Below are 26008 nucleotides of genomic sequence, written 5' to 3'. Positions count from 1 at the left end.
AAGAATAAAATTTAATGTCTCGAAATCCTGTTAAATACCTAATTTCCATGGCGATTATCTTCACGTGCTTGTATGCCGGCATTGGAATTCAACAATTACTCGACATCGCTTTACCGGGTAGTATTATCGGTATGTTGATACTTTTTATTTTACTCGCATCGGGTGCCGTTCCTTCTGCTCAAGTTAAACCGAGTGCTACATTATTTATTCGCTATATGATGTTTTTATTTGTACCTATTAGTGTCGGGTTAATGGAGCATTTTGATACATTAGCAAATAACGCTTTGCCTATATTTGCTAGTGCTATAGGTGGTTCATTCATTGTGTTAATCGTGTTAGCTTTAGTTCTCGATCGCTCATTAAAGCGAGGCGATCAATAATGTGGCTATTGATCTCTTTGGTAATATTTATCTTTGCTCGCTGGTTAGCAAAAAAAGCCAAACATCCACTAGCAAATCCGCTTCTAATTTCGGTTTCTCTTATCATCTCGATATTAGTGGCGTTAGACGTGTCTTATGAGGACTATTACAACGACAACCTTTGGGTTAGCTATCTGCTTCAGCCCGCCGTCGTTGCATTGGCTTACCCACTTTATGAGCAACTTCCTCAAATCAAAGCGAATTGGCGAATCATCTTGTTTTCATGTGGTTTCGGCAGTGTAATGTCCATGGTCACCTCAGCAACCATTGCTGTCATATTAAATGCAGACATGCCGCTAGTCGCCTCGATATTAACGAAGTCGGTAACCACACCGATCGCCATGGAAGTCTCCGCACATTTTGGAGGAGAACCCGCTATAGCCGCGATTTTAGTGTTAGTAGTTGGACTCTTTGGTGCAATATTTGCCTACCCTATATACAAATTATTAAACATCACTCACCCAATCGCCCGAGGCCTAACCATGGGTAACGTCTCTCATGCATTAGGCACAGCAACCTGCGCTGAAAAAGACTCTCGCGATGCGGCGTTTAGCTCATTGGCGCTAGTACTATGCGGCGTAATCACCTCAGTCCTAGCACCTTTTTTCTACGCGTACGCAAACTGGCTTTATCAAATCATCCACTAATTACTGCATTCTGATTATCGATAAACGACAACAATCATCCTGCACGAAATCGTTGTTTTAAGGCTCAAACATTGTCATAGGCAAACGTTTGCTTTTCGAATTAAATTCAGTATGATTGCGCCGTTAAATAGACTAAATATTTCGATGATGAGGAAATCCAGATGTTAGGCACAGCTACCAGTAACAGCGCCTCGAAAGTTCTTTTACTTGGCTCAGGTGAGCTTGGTAAAGAAGTCGCTATAGAATGCCAACGATTAGGTTTAGAAGTAATTGCCTGTGACCGCTACCCTAACGCTCCAGCAATGCAAGTTGCTCACAGAAGTCATGTATTTGATATGCTAGATGGTGATGCTCTCGCGAATGTTATCGATGAAGAAAAGCCTGACTTTATCGTGCCAGAAGTCGAAGCAATCGCCACCAGTAAACTCGTAGAACTCGAGCAGCTGGGTTTGAATGTTGTGCCTACAGCAAACGCAACTCGCCTTACCATGAACCGTGAAGGTATTCGTCGATTAGCCGCTGAGGAACTTAAACTCACCACTTCCCATTACTACTTTGCCGACGATTATGCTCAGTTCGCACAAGCCGTTTCTGATGTCGGTATTCCTTGTGTCGTAAAGCCAGTGATGAGCTCTTCTGGCAAAGGACAAAGTATAATCAAATCACAATCTGATATTGAAAAAGCATGGGATTACGCGCAAGAAGGCGGACGAACTGGCGCTGGGCGCGTCATCGTTGAAGGCTTCATTGATTTCGATTATGAAATTACCCTTTTGACTGTCAGAGCAGTCGATGGTATTCATTTTTGTGCTCCGATTGGACACCGTCAGGAAGATGGAGATTACCGCGAGTCATGGCAGCCTCAAGTCATGTCAGAAGCTGCCTTAAACGCTGCACAGGATGCGGCAGGCAAAGTCGTTGAAGCGCTTGGCGGCTACGGCATATTTGGTGTTGAACTCTTTATCAAAGGCGATACTGTTATCTTTAATGAGGTATCACCTCGCCCGCACGATACCGGTTTAGTAACCTTAGCATCACAAAGCATATCTGAATTTGCACTTCATGTACGTGCATTTACTGGGTTGCCGATTAATCAAATTAATCTTATCTCTCCGGCTGCTTCTGTTGCGGTCTTGGGACAAGGAACATCTGAAGATTTATCGTTCAGCAACCTAGATGAAGCGTTGAAAGTGTCAAACTCTCAAATTCGCTTATTCGGGAAGCCAACCATAGATGGTCGTCGCCGTTTAGGTGTGACTTTGGCTACTGCTGAAAGTACAGATCTAGCAAAAGAATTAGCAATTGAATGTGCGAGTAAAATTCAAATTCATTACAATTAGTTCTTTGGTGATTGATCGCTATTGAGCTGACAAATCAAAAAAGTCACATCTACCATAAGTATGGTGAATGTGACTTTTTTCAATTGATATATTGAAACGATCGTTTTCTATTTACTATTTGGTCTAATTAGCCACACTCTCTCGCCATCGACTTTGTCATCAGGTAAAGCGACATACTCTAGCTCACGGCAGTCACAATTCACGAATATAGTTCGGATTTCGTTAGCCTCGACAGAAAATGGAGGCGACGGCTTATCAAGATTATGCTCAACACTAATAAGTAGTATCGAGCCTCCAGGGTTCACTAACGACAGCAATCGTTGAGCGTACTCCGCACGTACTTCTAACGGAAGTGCGATCAGCGCAGCTCTATCATAAACAATATCGACAGAGGGCAAAGGTGCTTTGAATACATCACCCTGATAAATTGATAATTCATCGAACTGATATAGACAGTTAAAACTATCAAGTTGAGTCACGGTCGGAGTATAGAATCGTTGAGCAAAATAACTTTTTACTGCAATATCACTTAATTCAACACCAACTACGTGTTGATGCCGCTCCGCAAGCCAATCTAAGTCTTCCGATTTCCCACATAGTGGAACTAACACCGAGCTCTCTTTTGAAGCGTTAGTTGAAGCCCAATGACGTTTCAACAAAGGGTGAATGTCTTCTAAATGAAAGCCAATTTTATTTGTGGCCCATTTTGTGTGCCAAAATTCATGATCCATAATAATTGAATTAATATAATCCGTCGCACAATGATAATGACCATTGTGGAATTAGAAAGGTTAGACAAGAAAGACACAGAAATAAAAGACCACATAAATGTGGTCTTTTATTTCTATTTATCAATCTCGATATTTTCTACACGAGCTTTTAATTTTTGGCCTGGACGAAATGTAACAACCCGGCGAGCAGAAATAGGTATATCCTCACCTGTTTTTGGGTTTCGACCTGGACGCTCATTCTTATCACGTAAATCAAAGTTACCAAAACCAGACAATTTTACCTGCTCACCATTTTCAAGTGATTTGCGAATTTCTTCAAAAAACACTTCAACCGTTTCCTTGGCATCTCGTTTACTGAAACCAAGTTTATCGAATAGGTTTTCAGCTAATTCAGCTTTTGTAAGCGCCATAAAATCCCCTCAAAGCTAGGCTTAACTTTACCGCTACCACGCGGCACCAAAGCAAACTTTACTCAGCCAATCAACAACATATCGGCTATGTAAATGAAGTGTATGCCAAGCTTCTGATTTACGCCAACTTTTTTAACCACAGAAGTATTATCTTTATTGAATTTAGCGTACAACTATTCCATAAAAGCAGCGAGGATTTAGAGTAATAAGCTGATAATAAAGGAAAATTAGTGGTGAACTCCATCAAGAACATATACGACAGAAGATTTTATTGTTTTACATAAATTTGATAATTATCCAATTTAGGTCTCAAAATTGATAATTTCCAAGTTTTCAGTAAGTTGACATCATTCTGTATTAATATAAATAAATAAGACCGAGAAATACTCGGTCTTATGCATTATGCTAACACTATCATATTTGACAATGCGATTATTCTCTCAACGTGCCTTGATGACTCTCAACAACTGCTGCTATGACAGCCGATACACTTGAAGAAATTTCAGCCTCCTCCAACGTACGCTCATCAGATTGGAGTGTAAGAGCAATCGCTAAACTTTTCTTATCATCATCGACACCTTTACCAACGTAGACATCAAATAGAGAAGCATCTGTCACCAATTCACCGCCAGATGATAGACAAGTTGCAAGGACATCTCCTGCCGAGACATTTTCATCAACAACAATCGCTATATCTCTACGGTTAGATGGGAATTTTGAAACTGTCGCAACTTCTGGAATCACCTTAGTTTGTATCGCAGACCATTCTAGTTCAAATACAACAGTTCGACCATTGAGGCCAAACTCACGTTCAAGTTGAGGGTGAACGGTACCAATAACACCGACCGCATTGCCATTAAATAAAATCGTTGCAGCCTGCCCAGGGTGCAGAGCTGGATGGTTAGTTGCACTAAAGCTGAACGCTTTTTCATTTGCTGTTAGCTCAAGTACTGCTTCCAAATCGCCCTTCAAGTCGAAGAAATCAACCGTTGCTGCTTCTAAGTTCCAATGTTCATCAGAACGAGGACCAGCGATAACACCAGCAAGCATTGGAGTCTGCGCCATGCCATTTTCAGCCGTCTCGTCCGGAACAAAGCGTAAGCCATATTCGAACAGGCGAACTCGCGACTGTTGACGCTTTTGGTTACGCACAACCGTATTTAATAAGCCCTGAATTAGACTTAGACGCATTGCAGACATGTCAGCTGAAATAGGATTTGGCAATACCAATGGTTCGATATCTGGCACGATCAGTTTTTGCTGCTCAGGCTCAACAAAACTATAGGTGATCGCTTCATGATAACCACGGTCAACCAAAAGATTGCGTACACGAGAAAGCGCAATATTCGCTTCCTTATGATCGTTCATTGATAGTGCCGCTAGCGGTGCTTGATTTGGAATATTATCGTATCCATAAATACGCCCTACTTCCTCAATCAAATCCTGCTCGATTTCGATATCAAAACGCCAAGTCGGAGCCGTAGCAGCCCAACCACCGTCGATCGTGTCAACCGACATACCTAAGCGCTGCAGAATCTCAACAACGTCAGTATCTGGGATAACATGTCCAAGTAGACGATCGAGCTTAGTTCGACGTAGCGTTACTCGATTAGGCGTTGGCAGATCGGATTCCGATTCAACCGTGACGACTGGAGCAACATCTCCACCACAAATCTCTACCAATAACTGAGTCGCACGCTCCATAGCACTCGCTTGTAAAGCATAATCTACTCCACGTTCATAACGCATCGATGAGTCGGTATGTAGACCATAACTACGCGCTCTTCCTCGAATATCATCAGGAGAAAAGAATGCACACTCGAGCAAAATATCTTTTGTCTCAGAGTTAACCCCTGATCCCTCACCACCGAAAATTCCTGCAATAGCAAGCGCTTTGTTGTGATCTGCAACGATAAGGGTATTTGAGTTAAGTTTGGCTTCATTACCGTCAAGCAAAGTAAGCTTTTCATCTTGCTCAGCCATACGAACCACAATGCCACCGTCTATTTTTGCAAGATCGAATGCATGCATAGGCTGGCCTTGCTCGAGTAAAATATAGTTTGTTACATCAACAACTGGATCGATTGAACGAATACCACATCGACGCAATTTCTCTTGCATCCAAAGTGGCGTTTCCGCTTCGACGTTGATGTTTTTAATCACTCGCCCTAAGTAACGTGGGCATGCGTGAGACGCATCAACACGGATAGATACGGTGCTATCATTCTGACTAGAAACTGCATCAGATGAAGGTTCAGCCACATCCATGCGATTGAGAACACCTACTTCGCGAGCCATACCACGCAAGCTAAAGCAGTCTGCACGATTTGACGTTAGATCTACATCAATCGTTACATCGTTTAATTCTAGGAAACTTCGGATATCAGTCCCAATTGGCGCATTAGATGTTAGTTCAAGTATTCCATCTGATTCGACATCAATACCTAATTCACTAAATGAGCAAAGCATACCATGAGATGGTTGACCACGTAGTTTTGCTTTCTTTATCTTAAAATCACCAGGTAAAACGGCACCGACTGTGGCAACGGCCACTTTAATACCTTGTCGACAGTTTGATGCTCCACATACGATATCAAGCAACTCGTCTTCACCAACATCGACTTTTGTTACGCGTAGTTTATCTGCGTCTGGGTGCTGTTCACATTCAACTACCTGACCAACTTTAACACCAGTAAAGTTACCCGCTGCAGGAATAACATCATCGACCTCAAGACCAGCCATTGTAATTTGATGAGTTAGTTCGTCAGTAGTAACCGCAGGGTTGACCCACTCACGAAGCCATGATTCACTGAATTTCATTTTGTACTGCCCCTGAATTACTTAAACTGTTTAAGGAAACGAAGATCATTTTCGAAGAATGCGCGCAAGTCGTTTACGCCATAGCGCAACATAGTAAGGCGCTCAACACCCATACCGAAAGCAAAACCAGAGTATTTCTCTGGGTCGATGCCAACACTACGAAGTACATTTGGATGGACCATACCGCAGCCTAACACTTCTAACCATTTGCCATTCTTACCTTTTACGTCCACTTCTGCCGAAGGTTCCGTGAATGGGAAATAAGAAGGACGGAAACGAACTTCTAAATCTTCTTCAAAGAAATTACACAAGAAGTCATTCAGAATACCTTTGAGCTGCGCAAAATTAACATTCTCATCAACAAGCATGCCTTCCACTTGATGGAACATTGGCGTATGAGTTTGATCATAGTCATTACGATAAACACGACCAGGTGCAATAAAACGAATCGGTGGCTGACTCTCTTCTAATGTTCGAATTTGAACGCCAGAGGTATGAGTACGTAACATCAACTTAGGATTAAAAAAGAAGGTATCATGATCAGTACGAGCCGGATGATCATCAGCAATATTCAATGCATCAAAGTTATGAAAATCATCTTCTATTTCTGGTCCAGACTGAACAGTGAAACCGAGTTCGCCGAAAAAGCTCTCAATTCGTTCGATAGTTCTAGTCACCGGATGTAAACCGCCGTTCTCAATTCGACGTCCAGGCAAACTAACATCAATGGTTTCGGCTGCCAGTTTCTGTTCCAATTCTGCCGCTTGTAACGCTTCTTTACGCGCAGCTATTGCTTTCTGAACGGAACTTTTCGCTTTATTGATCTCTTGACCAGCTTCTCGACGCTCTTCCGGGGGTAATTTTCCGAGGTTTTGTAACTGAGCTGTCAGCTCACCTTTCTTACCTAAGTACTGAACTCGAACTTCGTCTAATACAACTAATGAATCAGCTGCATTAATTGCAGAACTCGCATTCGCAATAATCTCTTGTAGATGTTGCATCGTTTCCTCGCCTACCCTGTAGGTAGTTTCGACATCGGAATTGGGCGATTCCGAAAAAATCTGTTGGTTAATATAAAATAGCGGTACATAGTAACTAAAGCTGACATTGATTCCAAACTGAAATACGCTTTAAAAAAGATATAACGTTAAAAATCACCACACTTTACTTAAGCTATTATTTAATGCGAAATAATAACACTTTTTGAGCCTCGAGATGTACTGTAAAGTGATTAAAAATCATCATAAATACTTCAGTCAACCTCGATAGCCTTCGACATATTTCAAGGAGAAAGGATGTCTCACTCCGAGTGGCAAATTAAACGTCATCAACTGCACCAGATTGCCGAATTATCTAACCACGAAAGTGCCACTGCCCAAGCTGTTATTGATACATTAAAGCAATATCAACCCAGTAAAATCATCACTCACGTTGGCGGCTATGGTGTATTAGCCATATACCAAGGCAAAAAACCAGGTCCAACGACATTATTTCGTGCAGAGTTAGACGCTCTCCCTATCGAAGAAAATCATACATTAGAATATCGTTCTCATCATACTGGATGTGCACATAAGTGTGGTCACGACGGACACATGACAATCATTCTTTCTTTGGCAAAACAGTTACACAATACTCCTCCCGAAAGCGGACAAGTCATTCTTGCTTTTCAATCTGCAGAGGAAACCGGAGAAGGCGCTAAGGCAATGATTCAAGATGATGAATTTCAGCCTTATGTTCCAGATTACGCATTTGCACTTCATAACTATCCAGGGTTGGAACTTGGCCAAGTTGGTATTAAATCGGGCACATTCAACTGCGCATCAAAGGGGACGATCATCGAATTAACCGGTCATACTTCCCACGCAGCCTATCCTGAGCACGGAAATAGCCCTGCTATCGCAATGTGTGAATTGATTCAGCTTGCAAGCGATCTTCCAAATCAAATTGAAGATACTTGTTGGTGTACAGTGATATATTCAAAATTAGGCGAAATCGCTTTTGGTACCAGCCCTGGACAAGGCGTTGTAATGCTCACATTGCGAAGTGAAACCAACTTTACGATGAATCAGTTACAAGCTAGGTTAGCTCAGGCGGTTGAGAAACTCTGTTCCAAATATCAATTATCGTACGACATAAAATTCCAAGATGAATTCGACGCCACAACAAATGATGAATTAGCGACCAAGCTTATTAGTAACGCCTGTGAAAAGCTAAATATTCAATATGACGTATTAAATCAGCCGATGCGGTGGTCAGAAGATTTTGGACAATTTACGGAAGTAGCAAGGCACGGAGCGTTGTTTGTTCTTGGAAGTGGCGAATCAACCCCACAGCTTCATCATCCCGATTACGACTTTCCAGACAAACTGCTCCCTATCGGGAAAGATCTATTTCTAGACTTAATCGAAAATATAAATCAATTTGAAAAGTAATAACTAAAAGCGTGACCTCAGCCTTGGCAAGATTGCGATCTGCTTAAACGTAAAAAACCTGACCAAAACTGATCAGGGTTCTTAATTTGGAGCGACACACGAGGTTCGCTTTCTCTTGAACTAAAAGCGTGACCTCAATCTTGGCAAGGTTGCGATCTGCTTAAACGTAAAAACCCTGACCAAAACTGATCAGGGTTCTTAATTTGGAGCGACACACGAGGTTCGCTTTCTCTTGAACCAAAAGCGTGACCTCAACCTTGGTAAGATTGCGCTCTGCTTAAATGTCAAAAACCCCAGCCATCAGGCTAGGGTTTCTAATTGGAGCGACACACGAGGTTCGAACTCGTGACCTCAACCTTGGCAAGGTTGCGCTCTACCAACTGAGCTAGTGTCGCAAGATGGTGCCCCGGGCCGGACTTGAACCGGCACAGCGCGAACGCCGAGGGATTTTAAATCCCTTGTGTCTACCAATTCCACCACCAGGGCACACAATAACGCTGTATTGATGTACCGTCGACTGAGTTGTCAGACACCATCTTTGATACAATAAATGTATCATTAAATTATATAACGAAGCTCTGAAACATATCAAAAGCATCGCTTTGAAACTTGGAGCGACACACGAGGTTCGAACTCGTGACCTCAACCTTGGCAAGGTTGCGCTCTACCAACTGAGCTAGTGTCGCAATGGAGGCGCGTCCCGGAGTCGAACCGAGGTCCACGGATTTGCAATCCGCTGCATGGCCACTCTGCCAACACGCCCTTTACTACTAAAGGAAAATACGTAAAGAACGTGAGCTCCTTAGTACGGGGATGCATTCTACGGATTGGAGATTTTCAGTCAACAATTATTTTGCCCTTTTGTATTCGTTTGGCTAATTTACGCGCAATCAAAAACAAATTGCTGAAATAAGTGATAAAATCGTTGGTATTTCAAACTTTCATTCACGAGTGTCTGATAGATTAGGTTTAACTCGTTATTTAAATCGCACTGTGCGGGCAACTTTCTAGAGGAATTACCGATGAAATACACTAGCCACCATATGGAAGAACTAAATCTATTACTTCAGTTTGATCTGAGCAGTCGAGCGACAGGGATCAAAGTGCACAATGATGCAAACAAAGAAACACTGGGTGCCGTAGAGCGTTTATATGCGAAAGGGTTATGCACCCTACCAGACGGTGGATATTTAACTGATGAAGGTATTGAAATTGCTCAAAATGCCGAAACTGTTCTTCGTGTTCTTCATGCTGTTCCATCATTTTCACATTAAGTAATGATAACGTTAGGTGCATAAATGTCAGTAATCACCGTAATTGGAGCTGGATGGCTTGGTCTACCTTTGGCAAAGCAACTTGCTATAAACCACACAGTCTATGCCAGTAAAACAAATGCACTAGGCCTAACCTGCTTTGATCAAACTGATATTCACGGTTTTGTTACTGATGTTTCCCTAACTACATGTGACCTTTTATCGCAACTTAACCAACAACGCTCCAATATTGTTATTGGGTGCTTCCCTCCCGGTCTTCGTAAAGGCCTCGGGGAACAATATTCACAAAACTGGCACACCGTTGTTGATGCTTGTAAGCAAGCAAGTATCGATAAACTCATAATGATTAGCACCACAGGGGTTTACCCTGACCTTGCGAATGAAATGGTTGAAACGGATGCAACATTGTCTCTGGCGCAAACAAATTTAGAATTCAGTCTCAAAAGCCGAATGTTACTCGAGGCTGAAGAACTCGTCGAACAGTCAAATCTAAATACCGTAATCATTCGTTGTGGTGGGCTATTTGGTCCAAATCGACATCCTTCTCGATTTGTTAGGCACCTAAAAAAGGTAAGTCAGAAAGCTCCCGCGAATATGCTACACCTCAGTGACGCAATCAACATAATCGAATTCTCGATTGAGCAAATCAATAATGAGGTGATAAACGCTGTGTCACCACAAAAGCCGAGCAAAGCAGAGTTCTATAAAGCAGCGTCTAAGCAGATGGGAATTGAACTCAGTTTCCCACCTATCGTCGATATTGAAGACAAACGTATTTGCGTCGATAAATTACTTAGGTATGGCTTTAAGTTTAATTACTTATCGCCTATTGACGCCATACCATTTTGTTAATTAACGACCTAGTGCTTGTTTAAAATGCGCACGACACATTGAAACATAACGATCGTTACCACCAATTGCCACTTGTGAACCTTCTCGTATAGGCTCGCCGTTTTGATTCAATCGCACCACCATAATTGCTTTTTTTCCGCAATGGCAGATGGTTTTAAGTTCTATTAACTTGTCTGCGCAGGCAAGTAAAGCCGCGCTCCCGGGGAACATCTCACCCTGAAAGTCCGTCCTTAATCCGTAACATAATACTGGCACTTTCAATTTATCAACAACATCGCTTAACGCCCACACCTGCGCCTTAGTCAGAAACTGTGCTTCATCGATCATCACACAGTGAACACCTTTTTCTTCGTGCTCTATTTTAACCTTTTCGAACATATCTGTTGCTTGATCAAAAAGTGCAGCATCTTGCTCTAAACCGATTCGAGAACTCACCTTCCCGACACTGTATCGGTCGTCGATCGCAGCAGTAAAAATCATCGGGTTCATCCCCCGCTCTTGATAATTAAATGCAGATTGAAGCAAAGTCGTCGATTTACCAGCATTCATTGCCGAATAGTAAAAATAAAGTTGAGCCAAAATAAATACCCATCATATGTTGTTAATATGAAACTGAAATAAAAAAGGGTGGCCAGATGGTCACCCTTTATAATTTAGCGTAAAGACTATTCTTTACCTTTTGCCGCTGTAACAGTAAGAGCTAACTCCTGCAACGCAGCTTCGTTTGCTTCACTAGGCGCATCCGTTAACAGACAAGCCGCTGCGGTTGTTTTCGGGAAGGCGATAACATCACGAATATTATCCGTTCCACACAACAGCATAACTAAGCGATCAAGGCCGAAAGCCAAACCCGCGTGCGGTGGAGTACCGTATTTAAGTGCGTCCAATAAGAAACCAAATTTCTGACGCTGCTCTTCTTCACTAATACCTAAAGTATCAAAAACCGCTGCTTGCATATCTGCATTATGGATACGAACCGATCCACCACCAACTTCGTAGCCATTGATAACCATGTCGTACGCGTTAGAGTTTGCTGAGGCAGGATTTGCTTTCAACTCTTCTGCTGTAACACCAAGAGGAGAAGTGAATGGGTGATGCATTGCATGCAAGTTCCCTTCACCGTCTTCTTCAAACATAGGGAAGTCAACGACCCAAAGTGGTGTCCACTTAGTTAGATCTGTTAACTCTAGATCATTACCCAGCTTAACTCGCAGTGCACCCATTGCTTCAGCAACGACGTTCGCTTTGTCTGCGCCAAATAAAATAATATCGCCAGATTCAGCACCACTACGTTCTACAATCGCATTGATAATGTCTTCAGTTAGGAATTTTGCAATCGGTGACTGAATGCCTTCAAGACCAGCAGCCTTATCATTAACCTTCATCCACGCAAGACCTTTTGCACCATAAATCGATACAAATTCGCCATAACCATCAATAAGCTTACGCGTCAATGATGCGCCACCAGGAACACGAATTACCGCGACACGTCCCTTCTCGTCATTTGCAGGGCCCGCAAATACTTTAAATTCAACGTCTTTAACTAGGTCAGCCACGTCAACCAACTCTAATGGGTTACGTAGATCTGGCTTGTCGCTACCAAAACGGCGAATTGCTTCACTAAATGGCATCACTGGGAATTCACCCAAGTCAACGTTTAATAGCTCTAACCACATTTCACGGATCATTTTCTCGGTTACAGCGCGAACCTCGTCAGAAGTCATGAATGAGGTTTCGATATCTATTTGGGTAAATTCAGGCTGGCGGTCGGCTCGTAAATCTTCGTCTCGGAAACATTTAACAATCTGATAGTAGCGGTCGAATCCAGACATCATCAACAATTGTTTAAACAGCTGAGGTGACTGTGGCAACGCATAAAAACTGCCTTTGTGGACTCGACTCGGTACTAGGTAGTCACGTGCGCCTTCTGGCGTCGCTTTCGTCAAGACGGGGGTTTCGATGTCTAAAAATGAATTGTCATCAAGGAAACGACGAACAAAACTCGATGCTTTAGCGCGCAATTTAATACGATCGCTCATTTCCAAGCGGCGCAGATCCAAATAACGGTATTTCAGACGTTGCTCTTCTGAGTTTTGCTGATTGAAGTCGAGAGGAAGCGCATCAGAACGGTTGATGATTTCCAAAGATGTCGCCAGAATTTCGACTTCGCCCGTCGTCATATCTTTATTAACTTGGCTATCAGGACGTGCACGCACTTCACCACCAAGTCGAATACAAAATTCATTACGAAGCTGGTTCGCTATTGGAAAGATATCAACCATGTCTGGATCAACAACAACCTGAACAATCCCTTCACGATCACGCATATCAATAAAAATAAGACCGCCTAAATCACGACGACGGTTAACCCATCCACAGAGTTCGACCGTTTCGCCTACAAGAGACTTGTTCAAATGACCACAATAATGGCTACGCATAGTTACTATCCCAATACAATATTTGACTGATTTTAAACTGCTATCCTCAATAAATGAGCTAACAGGCTACGTTCTGTTTATACGCCGACAACAGCGTTACCAAAAGCGGGCGACGCTCGCAAAATATGGCTACAATCTTCATTCCATGATAAAAATGGCAAAGTTGATTATTATCTAATCGATTTCACCACTAACAAATTAAAACGAATGGAAAATTGTCAAATTGAGGCTGATTATAGCCCTAAATTGCCCCTTTCTTCAAAGCTCAGTAACTAAATAATTTTCGAATAAATGGCTAACGTTAAAAATGACTCATTTGACAACACATAATCCAATTCCATTACGCTTAGGGCTCACCATGTGGTCGCACAACCCTTGGTTAAGATCATTCTATGGAAAAGGAACATCTAACGCTGAGCGGTTGTCAAAATACGCTGAAGTTTTTCATACCGTTGAAGGCAATACCACTTTTTACGCCCTGCCGAGTGCACGCACCGTATTGAATTGGCGCGATGCCACACCTGACACGTTCAGATTTACATTCAAATTGCCTAGAACCATAACTCACGAGCGATTACTTAAGGGGTGTCAATCTGAACTAAAGGCGATGTTAAACTTGTTTGAGCCACTGTTCGATAAAATTGGATTATGGACTATTCAACTTCCTGCATCGTTCTCATATCAGGAACTTGAACGATTGAAGAAGTTTGTTACTTTTTTTCCCAACTCTGTTCCCTTAGGCGTAGAAGTTAGGCACTCCTGCTTCTTTGCTAAAGGCGAAGAAGAGCGACACTTTAATCAATTTCTTATTGAACGCGACATTAGTCGTATTATCATGGACAGCCGCCCTGTTTTCAGTCCACAAGCACAAAGAATCAAAACGTCTCTTAATGGAAAAGTCCTTGAAGAGTTACTTGATGCCCAGAGTAATAAACCTCATGTTCCTGTTCATGCGATTGCCACAAGCGATTTTCCTATGGTGCGTTTTATTGGGTTACCCCACCCAGATGACAACTTGGAGTTTTTAACTCCTTGGCTCAACAAAGTGCCACAATGGATTGCTGAAGGTAAGCAACCCTATTTTATGATTCATAGCTCTGATAATAACTTTGCCCCACAGCTCGCGTGTAAATTTTATAAACAGTTGGGCCAGCACATTGCGCTACCACCACTAGGAGAATTTCCTGCTTTTAAAGGACCACAGCAAATAAGTATGTTTTAGTCCTTTAGGTTAATGACTTTTAAAGCCCAATCTCATAGAATATCGCGCTTTTCCACATCAACCGTTCGACCCATAAACCACGATATTTGTATAGCTTTTCGCATTACACGTTCGCTGGGAGGTGCATATGACTCCGAAAGACACAATTTATTCAGCTCCGATCAATAAGATGGGTGACTTCACGTTCGATGAGCGTGTTGCCGAAGTGTTTCCCGATATGATTCAGCGTTCTGTACCTGGCTATAGTAATATCATTTCTGCCATTGGAATGCTGAGCGAACGCTTTGTTACTCCTGATAGTCAACTCTATGATTTGGGATGTTCCTTGGGGGCAGCGACACTCTCTATGCGACGACATATCAATAAGCCCGGTTGTAAAATAATCGGAGTCGACAACTCTCATGCCATGGTTGAACGCTGTAAATTACACGTCCAAGCATATCGTTCGGATACACCCGTAGAGATTATTGAAGCGGATATTCTTGATGTTGAGATCAACAACGCCTCTGTTGTCGTGCTTAACTTCACTCTTCAATTTTTATCTCCCGAAGACCGTTTGCATCTGTTGAAGAAAATATATCAAGGTCTCAACCCTGGAGGGATTCTGATTTTATCAGAGAAATATGTATTTTCCGATTCTCAAACCAATAATCTCCTTATCGACCTCCACCATGACTTTAAACGCGCCAATGGTTACAGTGAGCTAGAAATCAGCCAAAAACGTAGCGCAATTGAAAATGTCATGCTTCCTGATTCAATTGAAGATCACAAACAACGTTTTGCCGATATCGGATTTTCTAGCTACGAAGTCTGGTTTCAATGTTTTAACTTTGGCTCAATGTTCGCCATTAAATAACTCTCTAATTCTTAGGACAGTAATCGTTTATGTTTAACTTTGCCAATTTCTATCGACTGCTTGCCACTGATGCATTATTACAACCATGGCTCAATGTTCTACCACAACAATTAACCCAGTGGCAGGAAGCTGGTCATGGTGATATCGACCGTTGGCTAAGAGCGGTAAAGAAACTGCCTGACACCGTACCCGATCACATCGAGTTAGATAGCTCAGTAAAAATATGGAACAACGAATCGCTATCGTCAGGTGAAACTGCAAAGTTAGAGAGCGTTCTAAAAGTGCTTCACCCTTGGCGAAAAGGACCGTACCAACTCCATGATGTGCGCATCGATACCGAATGGCGATCAGATTGGAAATGGGACCGTGTATTGCCACATATTACGCCGCTTGAAAACCGCCGAGTACTCGATGTCGGTTGTGGAAATGGTTATCACATGTGGCGGATGCTCGGAGAAGGCGCACGTTTGTGTGTTGGCATTGATCCTTCCCACCTGTTTTTGGTCCAATTTGAAGCCATCAGAAAGCTCCTTGGGAATGATCAACGTGCCCACCTATTACCAATCGGCATTGAACAGTTACCCAATCTAAATGCCTTTGATACTGTGTTTAGCATGGGCGTGCTCTATCATCGCCGCTCACCGCTCGACCATTTATTGCAACTTCGAAACCAACTGGTTCCTGGCGGAGAACTAATTCTAGAAACCTTGGTTATCGATGGCGATGAAAACGCCGTATTAGTCCCTGTTGACCGATATGCTCAAATGAGAAATGTGTTCTTTTTTCCATCGGCGAAAGCACTTAAGGTTTGGTTGGAACAGAGTGGTTTTGTTGATGTGGTGATTGCTGATGAATCAATTACATCAGTTGATGAACAACGTTCAACTGAGTGGATGACGCACAATTCACTGCCGGATTATCTCGACCCGAATGATCCAACAAAAACCATTGAGGGATACCCTGCGCCACGCCGTGCGATTCTTATTGCCAAGAAGCCCGCTTAAATTCGCATATACGAATAAATGATCGATTAGCGTAATGTCAGGCAAGAAAAAGGGAGCAAATTCGCTCCCTTTCATCACCGCAAGTCTACACAAACTTTTCTAAGCTAATTCAGCGTGTGGTTCAGTCGTCGCCGGCTTACCCTGACCAAACCCACGCAAACCAACCACATGAACATGTTCATTGCCATTAAAGACTTTACGCACCAACTTATACGTCGTACCTTTTTCTGGACTAATATTTTCTGGCGCTGCGATTAACAATTGCATATCTAATCGATCACACAATTCAAATAACGTCGCGATAGACTTAGTATCCAATCGTGCCGCTTCGTCCAAGAACAATAAACGACATGGCAACAAGTCTTTGCTGCGCAGACGTCGTGATTCCTCTTCCCAACTCTGCACCACCATTAGCAATATTGATTGGCCGGTACCAATGGCTTCACCGGTCGATAGTGCACCTGATTCAGCCTGTAACCAACCATCCGTCCCACGATTTACTTCAACGTTAAGCTCTAGATAATTTCGATAATCAAGTAACTCTTCACCCAATACCTGCGGAGAACGTTGCCCCATATCAATGTGCGGATTGACGCGTTGAAACAGTTTTGCCATCGCTTCGGAAAAGGTAAAGCGATTAGTTTCAAACAGATCTTTATGGTTATTCTGTTGATCGGTTAAGCCTGTCAGCAAGGTCTCATGACTCTCACGTACTTTCACGTTCAAACGCACGCCTTTAACTTGACCAAAGTAAACATTTTGCAACCCTTGGTTGAGCATACGTATCCGATTTTGCTCACGCTGAATCGTCTTACGTATGATACTCGCGACCGAATCTGAGCTTATCGCCAAACGAGCTTCGCGATGGGTGAGTTCATCGGTAAGACGCGCTAGTTCCACTTCCATCTCTTCAATGGCTTCGACAGGATCATCGGTTTTAATAATATCCTGGCGAATTCTTTGACGTAGGTGATGGTACACCGCGATATAAAACATCACCTTACGTTCGGGATGATTGTTATCTTCAGACAGGCGTAACGCATCTCGGAGCTCTTCATTATTCGCCACCGCTAGACGTAATGCTCCCAATGCTTTATCGGACATTGAGCGCAAATCATCGGTAGAAAGATAGGCGAGTTCTCTTCGATGCAAACGTCTTTCGACATCATTTTCTTTAGCTAAACGTAACACCTTACACCAGCCAGACTTGCCTTTTACTACCGCAGAGCGAATATCGATGTACTCTTTGCGCATCCGTTTAACACGCTTAGCAGTACTGGTCATTTCTAATTCTGTTGATGTCGTGGTTTTTTCCAACTCACTTTTTCTAGAGCGAGAAACCTGTAGACGTTCATAAAGTTCCGACTTACGTGTCTCGGCTCGCTCCAACGCATTATCATCCGCTTGAATACCGGCTTCGCGCATTTCGAACTCAAACTCTTGAACCGTTTCAAGTTTCGCCTGGTGAGAGCTTTTCAGTGATACCAGTACCTGATTCGACTCATTCCAACTGAGTTGTGCTTGTTTTGACTCTTCCCGAGCTTGGATTCTTTGAGCTTCAGCATGAGTCAATTTCGCTTTCAATTGCTCGCTCAATTCACCGCTTTTGGACACCATGTCTAACGAGTCTGAATAGCTAAAATAGTGACGTCGTTCTTGCACATCAGATAAAGCAAACAATTGCGACTTGATCAGTTTTAGTTTGGTGTCGGCTTGGTGATAGTTCTCTTCTAATTCAACAAAGCGCTCTGGATCAGATTCCAGTACACCGACAATTGGCATTAGTTTTTCGAGTGCCGACCCGTGCTGATCGATAAATTGTTGGAACTCACGTAAATGCTCAAGCTTTTCACTCACTTCATCAAAGCGGTCAAGAATTGAATCATCATCAAGTAAATGAATCGTCGACTGAACTTTATCAATCAGTGCTAATGCCTCTTTCGCGCGCATTGAACGTTGTTTGATTTCATTCTGCTGTTCATTCAGTTGAGCAAGACGACGCGTAACTTGAGCCAATTCTTGGCGAATATTATCCAACGCAGCATCTGGATTAGGTTTAAATGCCACATCGATATGTTGTGCGACAAATTGATTGAACAACTGATATACGCGCTGCAATTTTTGCGCATCAAACGCAGACTTGGCATACTCTTCAGCCGCTTGGTCGCGTTCCTCTCGTAAGGTCTCTAACCTTTGCTCACGAGCAGCTCGTCCGAATAAAGGTAATTCAGGATAACGAGAATAACGCAGTTGCTGCTGGTTTAATGAAACACAGACGGCACCTTCCAGTTCAGTAACACTAAAGCTACTGTCATCAAATGCGTCAGCATCGCCTTCAATCAGATACAAATCGTCTGGACACTCATCAAGCTCTGCGAGTTTCTGCTCGATTCCATCAAGGTCGGTCAAGACAATCGCGTGACGAGCAGGACCATACATCGCACTAAAATAAGGTGCATCATCTAAGCTGATGTCATCATAAATTTCTGACAACAACACACCACCTAATGTGTCGGCGATGGTTTTTAATCGACTGTCACCGCCACCACCAGGCGCACCCAGTTGAGCAATATCTTTCTCGAGCTGGTCGCGACGTTCAGAGAAATGAATCTTATTCTTTGAGTGATGCTGCTCTTTTTCTAACACTTCTTGCATTGCCGACATCACAGCTTGGCTATCTTCGAGCGCATAACCACTTTGTTCACTAAGTTGAGTTAAGGCATCATTCGCCGCAAGCCACTTAGGTGCAATCGCTTCCAAGTCGCTTACTTGAGAGCGGGCATTGTGTTCTTTTAAGCGCTCTTGTTCTGCTTCGTCACGAATCTTGTCGAGTTCAAAGTCAACGCTCTCTAACACTTCTTCATGACGTTCGCGTTCTTGCTCAAGCGCAAGTTCACCGTCGAGTTGCTGTGAGAATACGTTATGATACTGTCGTGTCACGACTTTAACATCATCGATTTGTCGTACTTGTCGTTCGAGATCACGATGAAGAGAGGATAACTGTGCCTTACCTTCAATCGCTCGTTTCGCCACTTGCCATTGCTCAATTTGTACTGCTGCTGCTTGGCGAGCATCTTCTCGAGAAATAGCCCCGACAACGTCTACAATCAATTGATAAGCCAATTCAAAACGTTGGCTTTCAGCGGCTGATATATCAATTTTGTGTTTCGCTGCCAGCACTTCTTGTGTGGTCGATTCTTGTAATAACGAAAGTTGTGCTATCTCTTCTCGTACCTGCTCCAAGGTTAAGTTTGGCTTCTCTAACAGTTGCTGAGCTTGTGCCAAGGCTTGTGTTGCTTGCTGGTATTGTAGAGCACGAGTTTGCTGTGTATCCAAAGCTTGTTGATAGTCTGCCAACTGGCTTTTTAAACTGTCAACTTCGTCGTCAATCACCATCTGCTGCTCTTCACCTATTTCTAAGCGGTCTCGAGCTTCATCAGCAATCATTAATTGCTCTTCTAAGCGTTCACTCAGCTCTTCTAGATCATCACGATAACGTTCGATTTTTTCTCGCTGACGTAGCGCGTTTTGAACCTGCTGTAGAAAGTCTGACGCTGACTGATAATCTTGCTCAAGCCCAGACTCGAGATCGACTAGGCTGGTTAATTCTTCATTGGCTTGTACAAGTAATTGATTTTGATCTATAAGCGATTTCTGAGCCAAAAATAGATCGTTCCGTATTGCCAGAACTTGGTCGACTTGCTTGCGTCGGTCGTTGGCGTGGCGCATGTAATCCGCTGCGACATAATTTGTCGATTCACTAATTAAGTGCTTAAACAAATCTCGATCAGACTGAGTCGTTTTTATCGCTTCAAGTGTCATACGGTTTTCACGTAATGCAGCTTCCATATCTTGGAATGCTTTTTTGACACCGCCATTTTGAGGCAGCAAATAGTCACGTAGTGAACGCGTTATGGCACTTGAAATACCACCATATAACGACGCTTCAATAAGACGATAGAACTTGCCACGATCGGAACTATTACGCATTTTTTTTGGTAATACGCCAAACTCGAACATTAAGCTGTGATAATCGACAATGGAGTTCAGTGCTTTGAATTGCACGCCTTCCATTGCAAGCGCCGTGTCTTTCACTTCGTTTAAAGGTCTAACACGTGCTTGTTGGTCCGAGATGGTTTCGATTAGAACGTCTGTCGGTTTAATCGCACTCGGTAGCCCTTGTATAATAAATGGTTTGATATCGACTTTCTTATCACGTCCCGCTACTTGTTGAAGCTTAACCGCAAATAACACTCTCTGTTTGCGTGAGTTGACCACATCCAAAACAGAGTAGCAAACTCCAGCTTGTAATTTACCGTATAAGCCTTTATCACGAGATGCTTGAGAGCTACCGGCTTCGGTTGTATTACGAAAGTGAAGTAAACTTTGATCAGGAATAAGCGCGGTAATGAATGCCGCCATTGTTGTCGATTTACCCGCTCCATTACCACCGGATAACGTTGTCACCAAATTATCTATATCAAAAGTACGAGCAAAAAAACCATTCCAGTTGATCATGGTTAGCGACTGATATTTACCACGTTCAATCATAGTTGTTCCTCTTCTTGTTCGCCTTCTTCACTATCTAATTCAAACTCTTGGTCTTTGGAACTATTCAGTGTTGTATCATTGGTTTTTTCGTCATTGTCAGGGTTCGGCACAATCGCTTCTCCATCGCGAATAAGGCGCATTTGTGCTTCACGTAAATCACCAACACGAACATCAGCCCCAAACCGGAATACTGCTTCGCTGATAATAAATTTCTCACTTTCACCGAGTGTGGTTATCATTCCTAGGCGTTTAAGTCGGCGTAATGATGTTTTCACTTTATCAAACAATTTCTCTCTATCGAGATCACTGCCAGCCGCACGGAGAGAGATCAACCGTAATAACTTTTTCTCATCGGAGAGCGCGAGTAACTCTTCAAACAATTCTTGTTGGGTAAAAATGCCTTCATGAGCTAGACGTTCCGGGCTCAGATATAAATAACACAACACCTTACCGACAAGCATATCGAGCTCGGAGAGAACACTTCGTGAAATCAAAGTCGTTGAACGAGGGCGAAGATAGAAGAAACCTTCCGCCGCTTTCACCAACTCGACATTATAGCGTTGGTAAAATGCTGCCAAATCATGTTCAAAATCGGAAAGAAATGCGTGATTGTCTAAGTCTTCATTTCCAATGTGACGTCCGGCTCGAAGCAAACTGTCTAATGCTGGAAATAGTGGATTAGAAATTGCTTTCGCCAGTTGTTCCGGCATATATTCGTTAGTATCTGTCGATAACATTTGCTTGTACCTTTGCACCGTAATCGTTAATGGCTTGCCAATCAGGCTGTATTGCGCGGTAATCTTGCTCTGAATAACCAAGTCGCACTGCTTGATCAATGACTATACGAGCTAAATCAAAATGTGAAGCGTATGGGTGCGTCGCTAAATAATTTTTCAAAACACTGCCAAGATCGATTGGTCGACCTTCGTCTTTATGAGCCCCTAGTAAGACACCTACATGCTTGGCAATTTCTTGGTTAACTTCTTGGAACTCTTCATACTCTACTTCCATCGGCACAAGTCCTGTGACTTCTGCTTCTCTAAGTACTAAAGCTTCGTCTCGTAAATCGGTTAACCGTTCAGCATCGGCATAAGTTAAATACCAAGGAGTGTCAAAATATGTCTGAACTGAGTCGCGCAATCGCTGACTGAACGCTCGATTTTGGTCCATATCAATTGCGGTACGAATAAACTTATGTACATGACGATCATAACCAATCCATAAATCAATCGCTTGCTGTCCCCAACTGGTGATGCGATCTAACTTCTGTTGCAATTGATATAACACTTCATCAATAAATTGAAGATCAGATTCACCGTAAGTTAACTCTTGGATATCGAGTATCTGGGCTTGTAGCTCATCTCCTACCGCTTGCAACGTATCTTGTAATTCACGCAACGTCGTCGAGGTTTCCGTAAGTAGCTGTTCACAGTTGTTAATCGCTTCACGCCAATCTTTATTCAATAGATCTGCAATTTGGTCTTTCACATCTTGTTGTTGGTCATCCATTGCACGTTGGTTGAGATCGATTTGATCAAATATCTCACCGACGGAATACTTTAAAATCGCAAAAACGGATTTATACCAATGGCTTGTATCACCACCGTCTTCGGCTGCTTCTTTTGCACGAGCCATCTCGCTCGCAACCATAGAGAGTTGAATTGAAAGCTTCAACTTCGAAAATTCCCGATGACGAACATAATATTCGGTGATACCTAATGCCAAATGAGAAAGACGATAAATACTTGCGCCATCATTAATAGAGCTCGTAAATCGACGTAGCAGACGTTGATTGACAAGATCATTAATCGCATTATTTGCACGGAAACTCGATGCTTCACCCGTTTCACTGAATGAATCGGTTGCGATAGCAAATACATCGTGCAATTCAGCCTCACCTAACTCTTCATCAAACCGCTCATTGCTCAATACCGCAATAGAAATTAGAAAGGCGAGTCGTTCCGTCGATAGATCCAGCATAAAGTCATGCTGTTTGATCCACCCGACCAATTCACTTAACGTCTGTGTATCGGAATCGTGATTCAAATCACTCATCTTTTATCGTAACCCTTAATTTTTTCGCGCCCAGACATGAATGTAACGCCCCATTGAAAGATAAGGCTCTTCACGACATAAACGACGTTCTAGATTGAGTACATCTTCTGACGTGTACTCACCCATATGTTGTTGGTTTCCAATGTAATCACTGAAACACCGAATTCCACTTTTTCCCACAACCTGACAATCGCTGTCTTCAATCCAGCGGTAAACATCACTTGGAATGAGTCCTTTTTGTGGTTGTAATTTAAAACGTTTCTTAAATGGCATTCCATTCAACACGTGAGGAATATTGCCACAAACAACATTCTTGTAAACCAGGCCATGGTGGTTATAAAACATAATCGACACGACGCCACCAGGTTTTAAATGCTGCAATAGTTCTCTTAATACCGTTTGTGGATCTGCTAACCATTCCATTACGGCATGAAACAAAATCAGATCAACCGGAGTATCTAAATGTCGGCTTAGTCTCTGAATAGGAGAATGCACAAAGCGATACTGAGGAAGCAATTGGTTTTTTTCAATCTCCACTTTTGCTAATTCGAGCATTTCACAAGAGAGATCACATAATGTCACTAAATGATTGTTTTTTGCCAACTTTTGTGAAAGTTGTGCCAAACCACCACCTGCGTCTAAAATATGCAGCGGCATTAATTTATCTGGAAATATTGATAAAATTCGTTCAATATCTTCCCAAACAATCTGCTGTCGTATGTCTCCTTTGTCAGAGCCATATATGTTTTTCGCAAATTTGTGTGCAATATCGTCGAAATTACGATCTTCTGTCACGGTAGCTTAAGGTATGATTGGAATACGTGCGGCTATTCTCGCATAGGGACGGTGATTATAAAGAGGAATCTGTTATTTTCATCCTATTTGCTGTTTTTTCGGACAACTGACTTTTATGTTTGAATTAAAAAAGATAATTGCTTCCTTGTTAATGCCTCTGCCCGCAATGCTGATCATTGGCTTTATTGGGCTAATGTTGATTATGTTCACAACCAAAAGGCGCACAGGTTGTTGGTTCGTCCTCTTCTCATTTACGATAATTTTTCTCGCCGCATTCCAACCCGTTTCTAGTCGTTTACTTCTTCCTCTTGAACGCCAATACTCCGCTTTCTTACCTATAGAAGGGCATATTGATTATGTGATGGTGTTAGGCAGTGGTCACGTTGTAGACGATGATCTACCACCAACCTCAGAATTAAGTCGAGCGGGATTAATGAGGTTAACCGAAGGAATTCGTATCATGCGCATGTATCCAGGCTCAAAACTAATCTTATCTGGATACAATGCAGAAACGGAAGTCAGCCACGCAAGAATGCTCGCCAAAGTTGCGCTCGCATTGGGTGTGGTTAAGTCAGATATTGTGTTGCTAGAAGCTGCAAAAAATACACATGAAGAAGCATTCCAAGCCGCTCGCTTTATTGAAGAAAAGAAGCTAGTTGTTGTTACTTCTGCAAGTCATATGCGTCGCGCTATTGTCGAGTTTCACAGTGCTCGAGTTTTCCCAATTCCGGCCCCAACAAATTTTTTAGCCCAGCGAGACATAAAACAAGCGTGGGAAAAATACCTACCTAGAGCACGCTACTTGGAACAAACAGAACGTTATTGGTATGAAACGTTAGGCCTTCTTTGGCATTATGTAAACCAATGGATAGAAAGTGAAAAACAACCTCAAACCGAACAATCTGTAAGCTCATTTTCATAGCTCAACATAAATAACATTTTATTCATCTAATTGATTCAATTAATATAGGCCTAGATTCGTTATATTTAATGTAATTAATTCTTGGTCTTAGAGTTAAATTATCTCAGGAATAATAATGTCAACAATTAAAGATGTAGCTCGATTAGCTGGCGTATCAACCACAACCGTTTCTCACGTAATCAATAAAACGCGTTTTGTTGCTGAAGCGACACAAGAGAAAGTGAATACGGCAGTTAAAGAGTTGAAATACTCACCAAGTGCCGTTGCTCGAAGCCTCAAATGTAACTCAACTCAAACAATTGGGATGCTAGTCACTCAATCGACCAACCCATTTTTTTCTGAAGTTATCGATGGAGTCGAAAGTTACTGCTACCGTCAAGGCTATACATTAATCCTATGTAACACAGGTGGGATATACGAAAAGCAACGCGACTACATTCGTATGTTGGCTGAAAAACGTGTCGATGGGTTCTTAGTCATGTGTTCTGACCTCACGGAAGAGCTCTTAGTGATGCTCGACAGCTACAGTGAGGTACCTAAAGTAATCATGGACTGGGGACCAGAGAGCTCACAATCAGATAAAATTATTGATAATTCGGAAGAAGGTGGATACTTAGCAACCCGTTATTTGATTAAACATGGTCATAGAGACATCGCATGTCTTAGTGGACACTTAAATAAAGCCGCCTGTAAAGAGCGTATTATAGGCTTTCGCCGCGCAATGAACGAAGCCAATCTTGCGATTAATGAAGACTGGATTCTAGAAGGCAACTTTGAATGTGACACCGCTGTTTTAGCCGCCGACAGCATTATTGCAATGGATACCAAACCCACCGCGGTTTTTTGTTTTAACGATACAATGGCATTAGGTCTAATGAGCCGATTACAGCAAAAAGGAATTCGAATACCCGAAGACATTTCAGTAATTGGTTATGACAATATTGAAATTTCTGAATACTTTTCTCCACCGTTAACCACAATTCATCAGCCAAAACGTCGCGTCGGAAAAAATGCGTTTGAAATCTTACTCCAGCGTATAAAAAACAAGCAACATGAACGACGCGTTTTCGAAATGCATCCAGAAATTGTTGAACGCTTTTCAGTAAAGAAACTTGACTAAGTGTATTAAAGATAAGAAATAAATAATTTTCTCATCTCTTGATATTTATTCTTATATTCAATATTGCTCTATCCCATTCTATGAACTAAAATCACATTATTACTTGGTCAAACTATAATC

21 protein-coding genes and 4 tRNA genes are annotated in these 26008 nt (G+C 42.4%); 11 read left to right on the top strand and 14 right to left on the bottom strand.

Annotated features, from left to right (window positions below):
• Positions 1–14: 14 nt before the first annotated feature.
• The 3 genes from ACWU4D_RS13520 (at position 15) to purT (ending at position 2406) form a co-directional block, all read left to right on the top strand.
• Entirely contained in the window at positions 15–380 is a 366-nt protein-coding gene (locus ACWU4D_RS13520) for a CidA/LrgA family protein (RefSeq protein WP_456051960.1), read from the top strand.
• Positions 380–1066: an LrgB family protein gene (locus ACWU4D_RS13515; protein WP_456051959.1), complete on the top strand. Its 687-nt coding sequence runs from the start codon at positions 380–382 to the stop codon at positions 1064–1066. The genes ACWU4D_RS13520 and ACWU4D_RS13515 overlap by 1 nt, the downstream gene beginning before the upstream one ends.
• 161 nt (positions 1067–1227) lie before the next feature.
• Complete coding sequence (gene purT / locus ACWU4D_RS13510; protein WP_456051958.1) at positions 1228–2406, top strand: formate-dependent phosphoribosylglycinamide formyltransferase; 1179 nt, start codon at positions 1228–1230, stop codon at positions 2404–2406.
• A 107-nt stretch (positions 2407–2513) separates the two neighbouring features.
• On the opposite strand, the gene ACWU4D_RS13505 is transcribed toward purT, so the two are convergent.
• The 4 genes from ACWU4D_RS13505 to pheS all read right to left on the bottom strand — a co-directional run bounded on the left by ACWU4D_RS13505 (position 2514) and on the right by pheS (position 7368).
• Entirely contained in the window at positions 2514–3140 is a 627-nt protein-coding gene (locus tag ACWU4D_RS13505; RefSeq protein ID WP_456051979.1) for a thiopurine S-methyltransferase, read from the bottom strand.
• Between the two features lie 110 nt (positions 3141–3250).
• On the bottom strand, positions 3251–3547 hold the full coding sequence (gene ihfA, locus ACWU4D_RS13500; RefSeq protein WP_456051957.1) for an integration host factor subunit alpha: 297 nt from the start codon (positions 3545–3547) through the stop codon (positions 3251–3253).
• Positions 3548–3979: 432 nt separating this feature from the next.
• Complete coding sequence (gene pheT, locus ACWU4D_RS13495; RefSeq protein ID WP_456051956.1) at positions 3980–6367, bottom strand: phenylalanine--tRNA ligase subunit beta; 2388 nt, start codon at positions 6365–6367, stop codon at positions 3980–3982.
• 17 nt (positions 6368–6384) lie between these two features.
• On the bottom strand, positions 6385–7368 hold the full coding sequence (gene pheS, locus ACWU4D_RS13490) for a phenylalanine--tRNA ligase subunit alpha (protein ID WP_456051955.1): 984 nt from the start codon (positions 7366–7368) through the stop codon (positions 6385–6387).
• A gap of 294 nt (positions 7369–7662) precedes the next feature.
• On the opposite strand from pheS, the gene ACWU4D_RS13485 reads away from it, so the two are divergent.
• The gene (locus ACWU4D_RS13485; protein ID WP_456051954.1) at positions 7663–8799 is read left to right on the top strand and encodes an amidohydrolase; all 1137 of its coding nucleotides are present in this window, start codon (positions 7663–7665) and stop codon (positions 8797–8799) included.
• A gap of 319 nt (positions 8800–9118) precedes the next feature.
• Here ACWU4D_RS13485 and ACWU4D_RS13480 read toward each other — a convergent pair.
• From ACWU4D_RS13480 to ACWU4D_RS13465, 4 genes are all read right to left on the bottom strand, one after another.
• Positions 9119–9194: transfer RNA gene (locus ACWU4D_RS13480), tRNA-Gly, on the bottom strand.
• Positions 9195–9198: 4 nt separating this feature from the next.
• Positions 9199–9285, bottom strand: a tRNA-Leu gene (locus ACWU4D_RS13475).
• Between the two features lie 124 nt (positions 9286–9409).
• Positions 9410–9485, bottom strand: a tRNA-Gly gene (locus ACWU4D_RS13470).
• A 2-nt stretch (positions 9486–9487) separates the two neighbouring features.
• Positions 9488–9561: transfer RNA gene (locus ACWU4D_RS13465), tRNA-Cys, on the bottom strand.
• A 260-nt stretch (positions 9562–9821) separates the two neighbouring features.
• Here ACWU4D_RS13465 and ACWU4D_RS13460 point away from each other — a divergent pair.
• Both ACWU4D_RS13460 and ACWU4D_RS13455 read left to right on the top strand, forming a co-directional pair.
• Positions 9822–10073 (top strand): TIGR02647 family protein, encoded by a 252-nt coding sequence (locus tag ACWU4D_RS13460; RefSeq protein WP_456051953.1) that lies wholly within the window; start codon positions 9822–9824, stop codon positions 10071–10073.
• 24 nt (positions 10074–10097) lie between these two features.
• On the top strand, positions 10098–10925 hold the full coding sequence (locus ACWU4D_RS13455; RefSeq protein ID WP_456051952.1) for an NAD(P)H-binding protein: 828 nt from the start codon (positions 10098–10100) through the stop codon (positions 10923–10925).
• On the opposite strand, the gene ACWU4D_RS13450 is transcribed toward ACWU4D_RS13455, so the two are convergent.
• Positions 10926–11504, bottom strand: a complete 579-nt coding sequence (locus ACWU4D_RS13450) for a thymidine kinase (protein WP_456051951.1) — start codon at positions 11502–11504, stop codon at positions 10926–10928.
• 86 nt (positions 11505–11590) lie between these two features.
• The gene (gene aspS / locus ACWU4D_RS13445; RefSeq protein ID WP_456051950.1) at positions 11591–13363 is read right to left on the bottom strand and encodes an aspartate--tRNA ligase; all 1773 of its coding nucleotides are present in this window, start codon (positions 13361–13363) and stop codon (positions 11591–11593) included.
• Positions 13364–13670: 307 nt separating this feature from the next.
• On the opposite strand from aspS, the gene ACWU4D_RS13440 reads away from it, so the two are divergent.
• The 3 genes from ACWU4D_RS13440 (at position 13671) to cmoB (ending at position 16445) form a co-directional block, all read left to right on the top strand.
• A complete protein-coding gene (locus ACWU4D_RS13440) occupies positions 13671–14585 on the top strand; it encodes a DUF72 domain-containing protein (protein ID WP_456051949.1) in 915 nt (304 codons plus the stop codon).
• 127 nt (positions 14586–14712) lie between these two features.
• On the top strand, positions 14713–15441 hold the full coding sequence (gene cmoA, locus ACWU4D_RS13435; protein ID WP_456051948.1) for a carboxy-S-adenosyl-L-methionine synthase CmoA: 729 nt from the start codon (positions 14713–14715) through the stop codon (positions 15439–15441).
• A 29-nt stretch (positions 15442–15470) separates the two neighbouring features.
• Positions 15471–16445 (top strand): tRNA 5-methoxyuridine(34)/uridine 5-oxyacetic acid(34) synthase CmoB, encoded by a 975-nt coding sequence (gene cmoB / locus ACWU4D_RS13430; protein WP_456051947.1) that lies wholly within the window; start codon positions 15471–15473, stop codon positions 16443–16445.
• A gap of 99 nt (positions 16446–16544) precedes the next feature.
• Here cmoB and mukB read toward each other — a convergent pair whose 3' ends face one another.
• The 4 genes from mukB to cmoM are packed head-to-tail and all read right to left on the bottom strand — an operon-like array spanning position 16545 to position 23846.
• Positions 16545–20996, bottom strand: a complete 4452-nt coding sequence (gene mukB, locus ACWU4D_RS13425) for a chromosome partition protein MukB (protein WP_456051946.1) — start codon at positions 20994–20996, stop codon at positions 16545–16547.
• Entirely contained in the window at positions 20993–21733 is a 741-nt protein-coding gene (mukE, locus tag ACWU4D_RS13420) for a chromosome partition protein MukE (RefSeq protein WP_456051945.1), read from the bottom strand. The genes mukB and mukE overlap by 4 nt, the downstream gene beginning before the upstream one ends.
• Positions 21714–23051, bottom strand: a complete 1338-nt coding sequence (gene mukF / locus ACWU4D_RS13415; protein ID WP_456051944.1) for a chromosome partition protein MukF — start codon at positions 23049–23051, stop codon at positions 21714–21716. The genes mukE and mukF overlap by 20 nt, the downstream gene beginning before the upstream one ends.
• A gap of 15 nt (positions 23052–23066) precedes the next feature.
• The gene (cmoM, locus tag ACWU4D_RS13410) at positions 23067–23846 is read right to left on the bottom strand and encodes a tRNA uridine 5-oxyacetic acid(34) methyltransferase CmoM (protein ID WP_456051943.1); all 780 of its coding nucleotides are present in this window, start codon (positions 23844–23846) and stop codon (positions 23067–23069) included.
• 115 nt (positions 23847–23961) lie between these two features.
• Here cmoM and elyC point away from each other — a divergent pair, with 115 nt between their 5' ends.
• Together elyC and purR are read left to right on the top strand one after the other, a co-directional pair.
• A complete protein-coding gene (gene elyC, locus ACWU4D_RS13405) occupies positions 23962–24768 on the top strand; it encodes an envelope biogenesis factor ElyC (protein ID WP_456051942.1) in 807 nt (268 codons plus the stop codon).
• 115 nt (positions 24769–24883) lie between these two features.
• Positions 24884–25888 carry an HTH-type transcriptional repressor PurR gene (gene purR / locus ACWU4D_RS13400; RefSeq protein ID WP_456051941.1) on the top strand — a complete coding sequence of 335 codons (1005 nt, stop codon included), beginning with the start codon at positions 24884–24886 and terminating at the stop codon, positions 25886–25888.
• The last annotated feature ends 120 nt before the right edge of the window (positions 25889–26008 follow it).

It is taken from the genome of Vibrio phycocola (genome assembly GCF_053850235.1).
This window is presented reverse-complemented; position numbering and strand designations above follow the sequence as displayed.

Excerpts from the sequence above, each read along its gene's own strand:
- ACWU4D_RS13520 (WP_456051960.1), top strand. The coding sequence starts at position 15 with ATGTCTCGAAATCCTGTTAAATACCTAATTTCCATGGCGATTATCTTC.
- ACWU4D_RS13515 (WP_456051959.1), top strand. The coding sequence starts at position 380 with ATGTGGCTATTGATCTCTTTGGTAATATTTATCTTTGCTCGCTGGTTA.
- purT (WP_456051958.1), top strand. The coding sequence starts at position 1,228 with ATGTTAGGCACAGCTACCAGTAACAGCGCCTCGAAAGTTCTTTTACTT.
- ihfA (WP_456051957.1), bottom strand. The coding sequence starts at position 3,547 with ATGGCGCTTACAAAAGCTGAATTAGCTGAAAACCTATTCGATAAACTT.
- pheT (WP_456051956.1), bottom strand. The coding sequence starts at position 6,367 with ATGAAATTCAGTGAATCATGGCTTCGTGAGTGGGTCAACCCTGCGGTT.
- pheS (WP_456051955.1), bottom strand. The coding sequence starts at position 7,368 with ATGCAACATCTACAAGAGATTATTGCGAATGCGAGTTCTGCAATTAAT.
- ACWU4D_RS13485 (WP_456051954.1), top strand. The coding sequence starts at position 7,663 with ATGTCTCACTCCGAGTGGCAAATTAAACGTCATCAACTGCACCAGATT.
- ACWU4D_RS13460 (WP_456051953.1), top strand. The coding sequence starts at position 9,822 with ATGAAATACACTAGCCACCATATGGAAGAACTAAATCTATTACTTCAG.
- ACWU4D_RS13455 (WP_456051952.1), top strand. The coding sequence starts at position 10,098 with ATGTCAGTAATCACCGTAATTGGAGCTGGATGGCTTGGTCTACCTTTG.
- aspS (WP_456051950.1), bottom strand. The coding sequence starts at position 13,363 with ATGCGTAGCCATTATTGTGGTCATTTGAACAAGTCTCTTGTAGGCGAA.
- ACWU4D_RS13440 (WP_456051949.1), top strand. The coding sequence starts at position 13,671 with ATGACTCATTTGACAACACATAATCCAATTCCATTACGCTTAGGGCTC.
- cmoA (WP_456051948.1), top strand. The coding sequence starts at position 14,713 with ATGACTCCGAAAGACACAATTTATTCAGCTCCGATCAATAAGATGGGT.
- cmoB (WP_456051947.1), top strand. The coding sequence starts at position 15,471 with ATGTTTAACTTTGCCAATTTCTATCGACTGCTTGCCACTGATGCATTA.
- mukB (WP_456051946.1), bottom strand. The coding sequence starts at position 20,996 with ATGATTGAACGTGGTAAATATCAGTCGCTAACCATGATCAACTGGAAT.
- mukE (WP_456051945.1), bottom strand. The coding sequence starts at position 21,733 with ATGTTATCGACAGATACTAACGAATATATGCCGGAACAACTGGCGAAA.
- mukF (WP_456051944.1), bottom strand. The coding sequence starts at position 23,051 with ATGAGTGATTTGAATCACGATTCCGATACACAGACGTTAAGTGAATTG.
- elyC (WP_456051942.1), top strand. The coding sequence starts at position 23,962 with ATGTTTGAATTAAAAAAGATAATTGCTTCCTTGTTAATGCCTCTGCCC.
- purR (WP_456051941.1), top strand. The coding sequence starts at position 24,884 with ATGTCAACAATTAAAGATGTAGCTCGATTAGCTGGCGTATCAACCACA.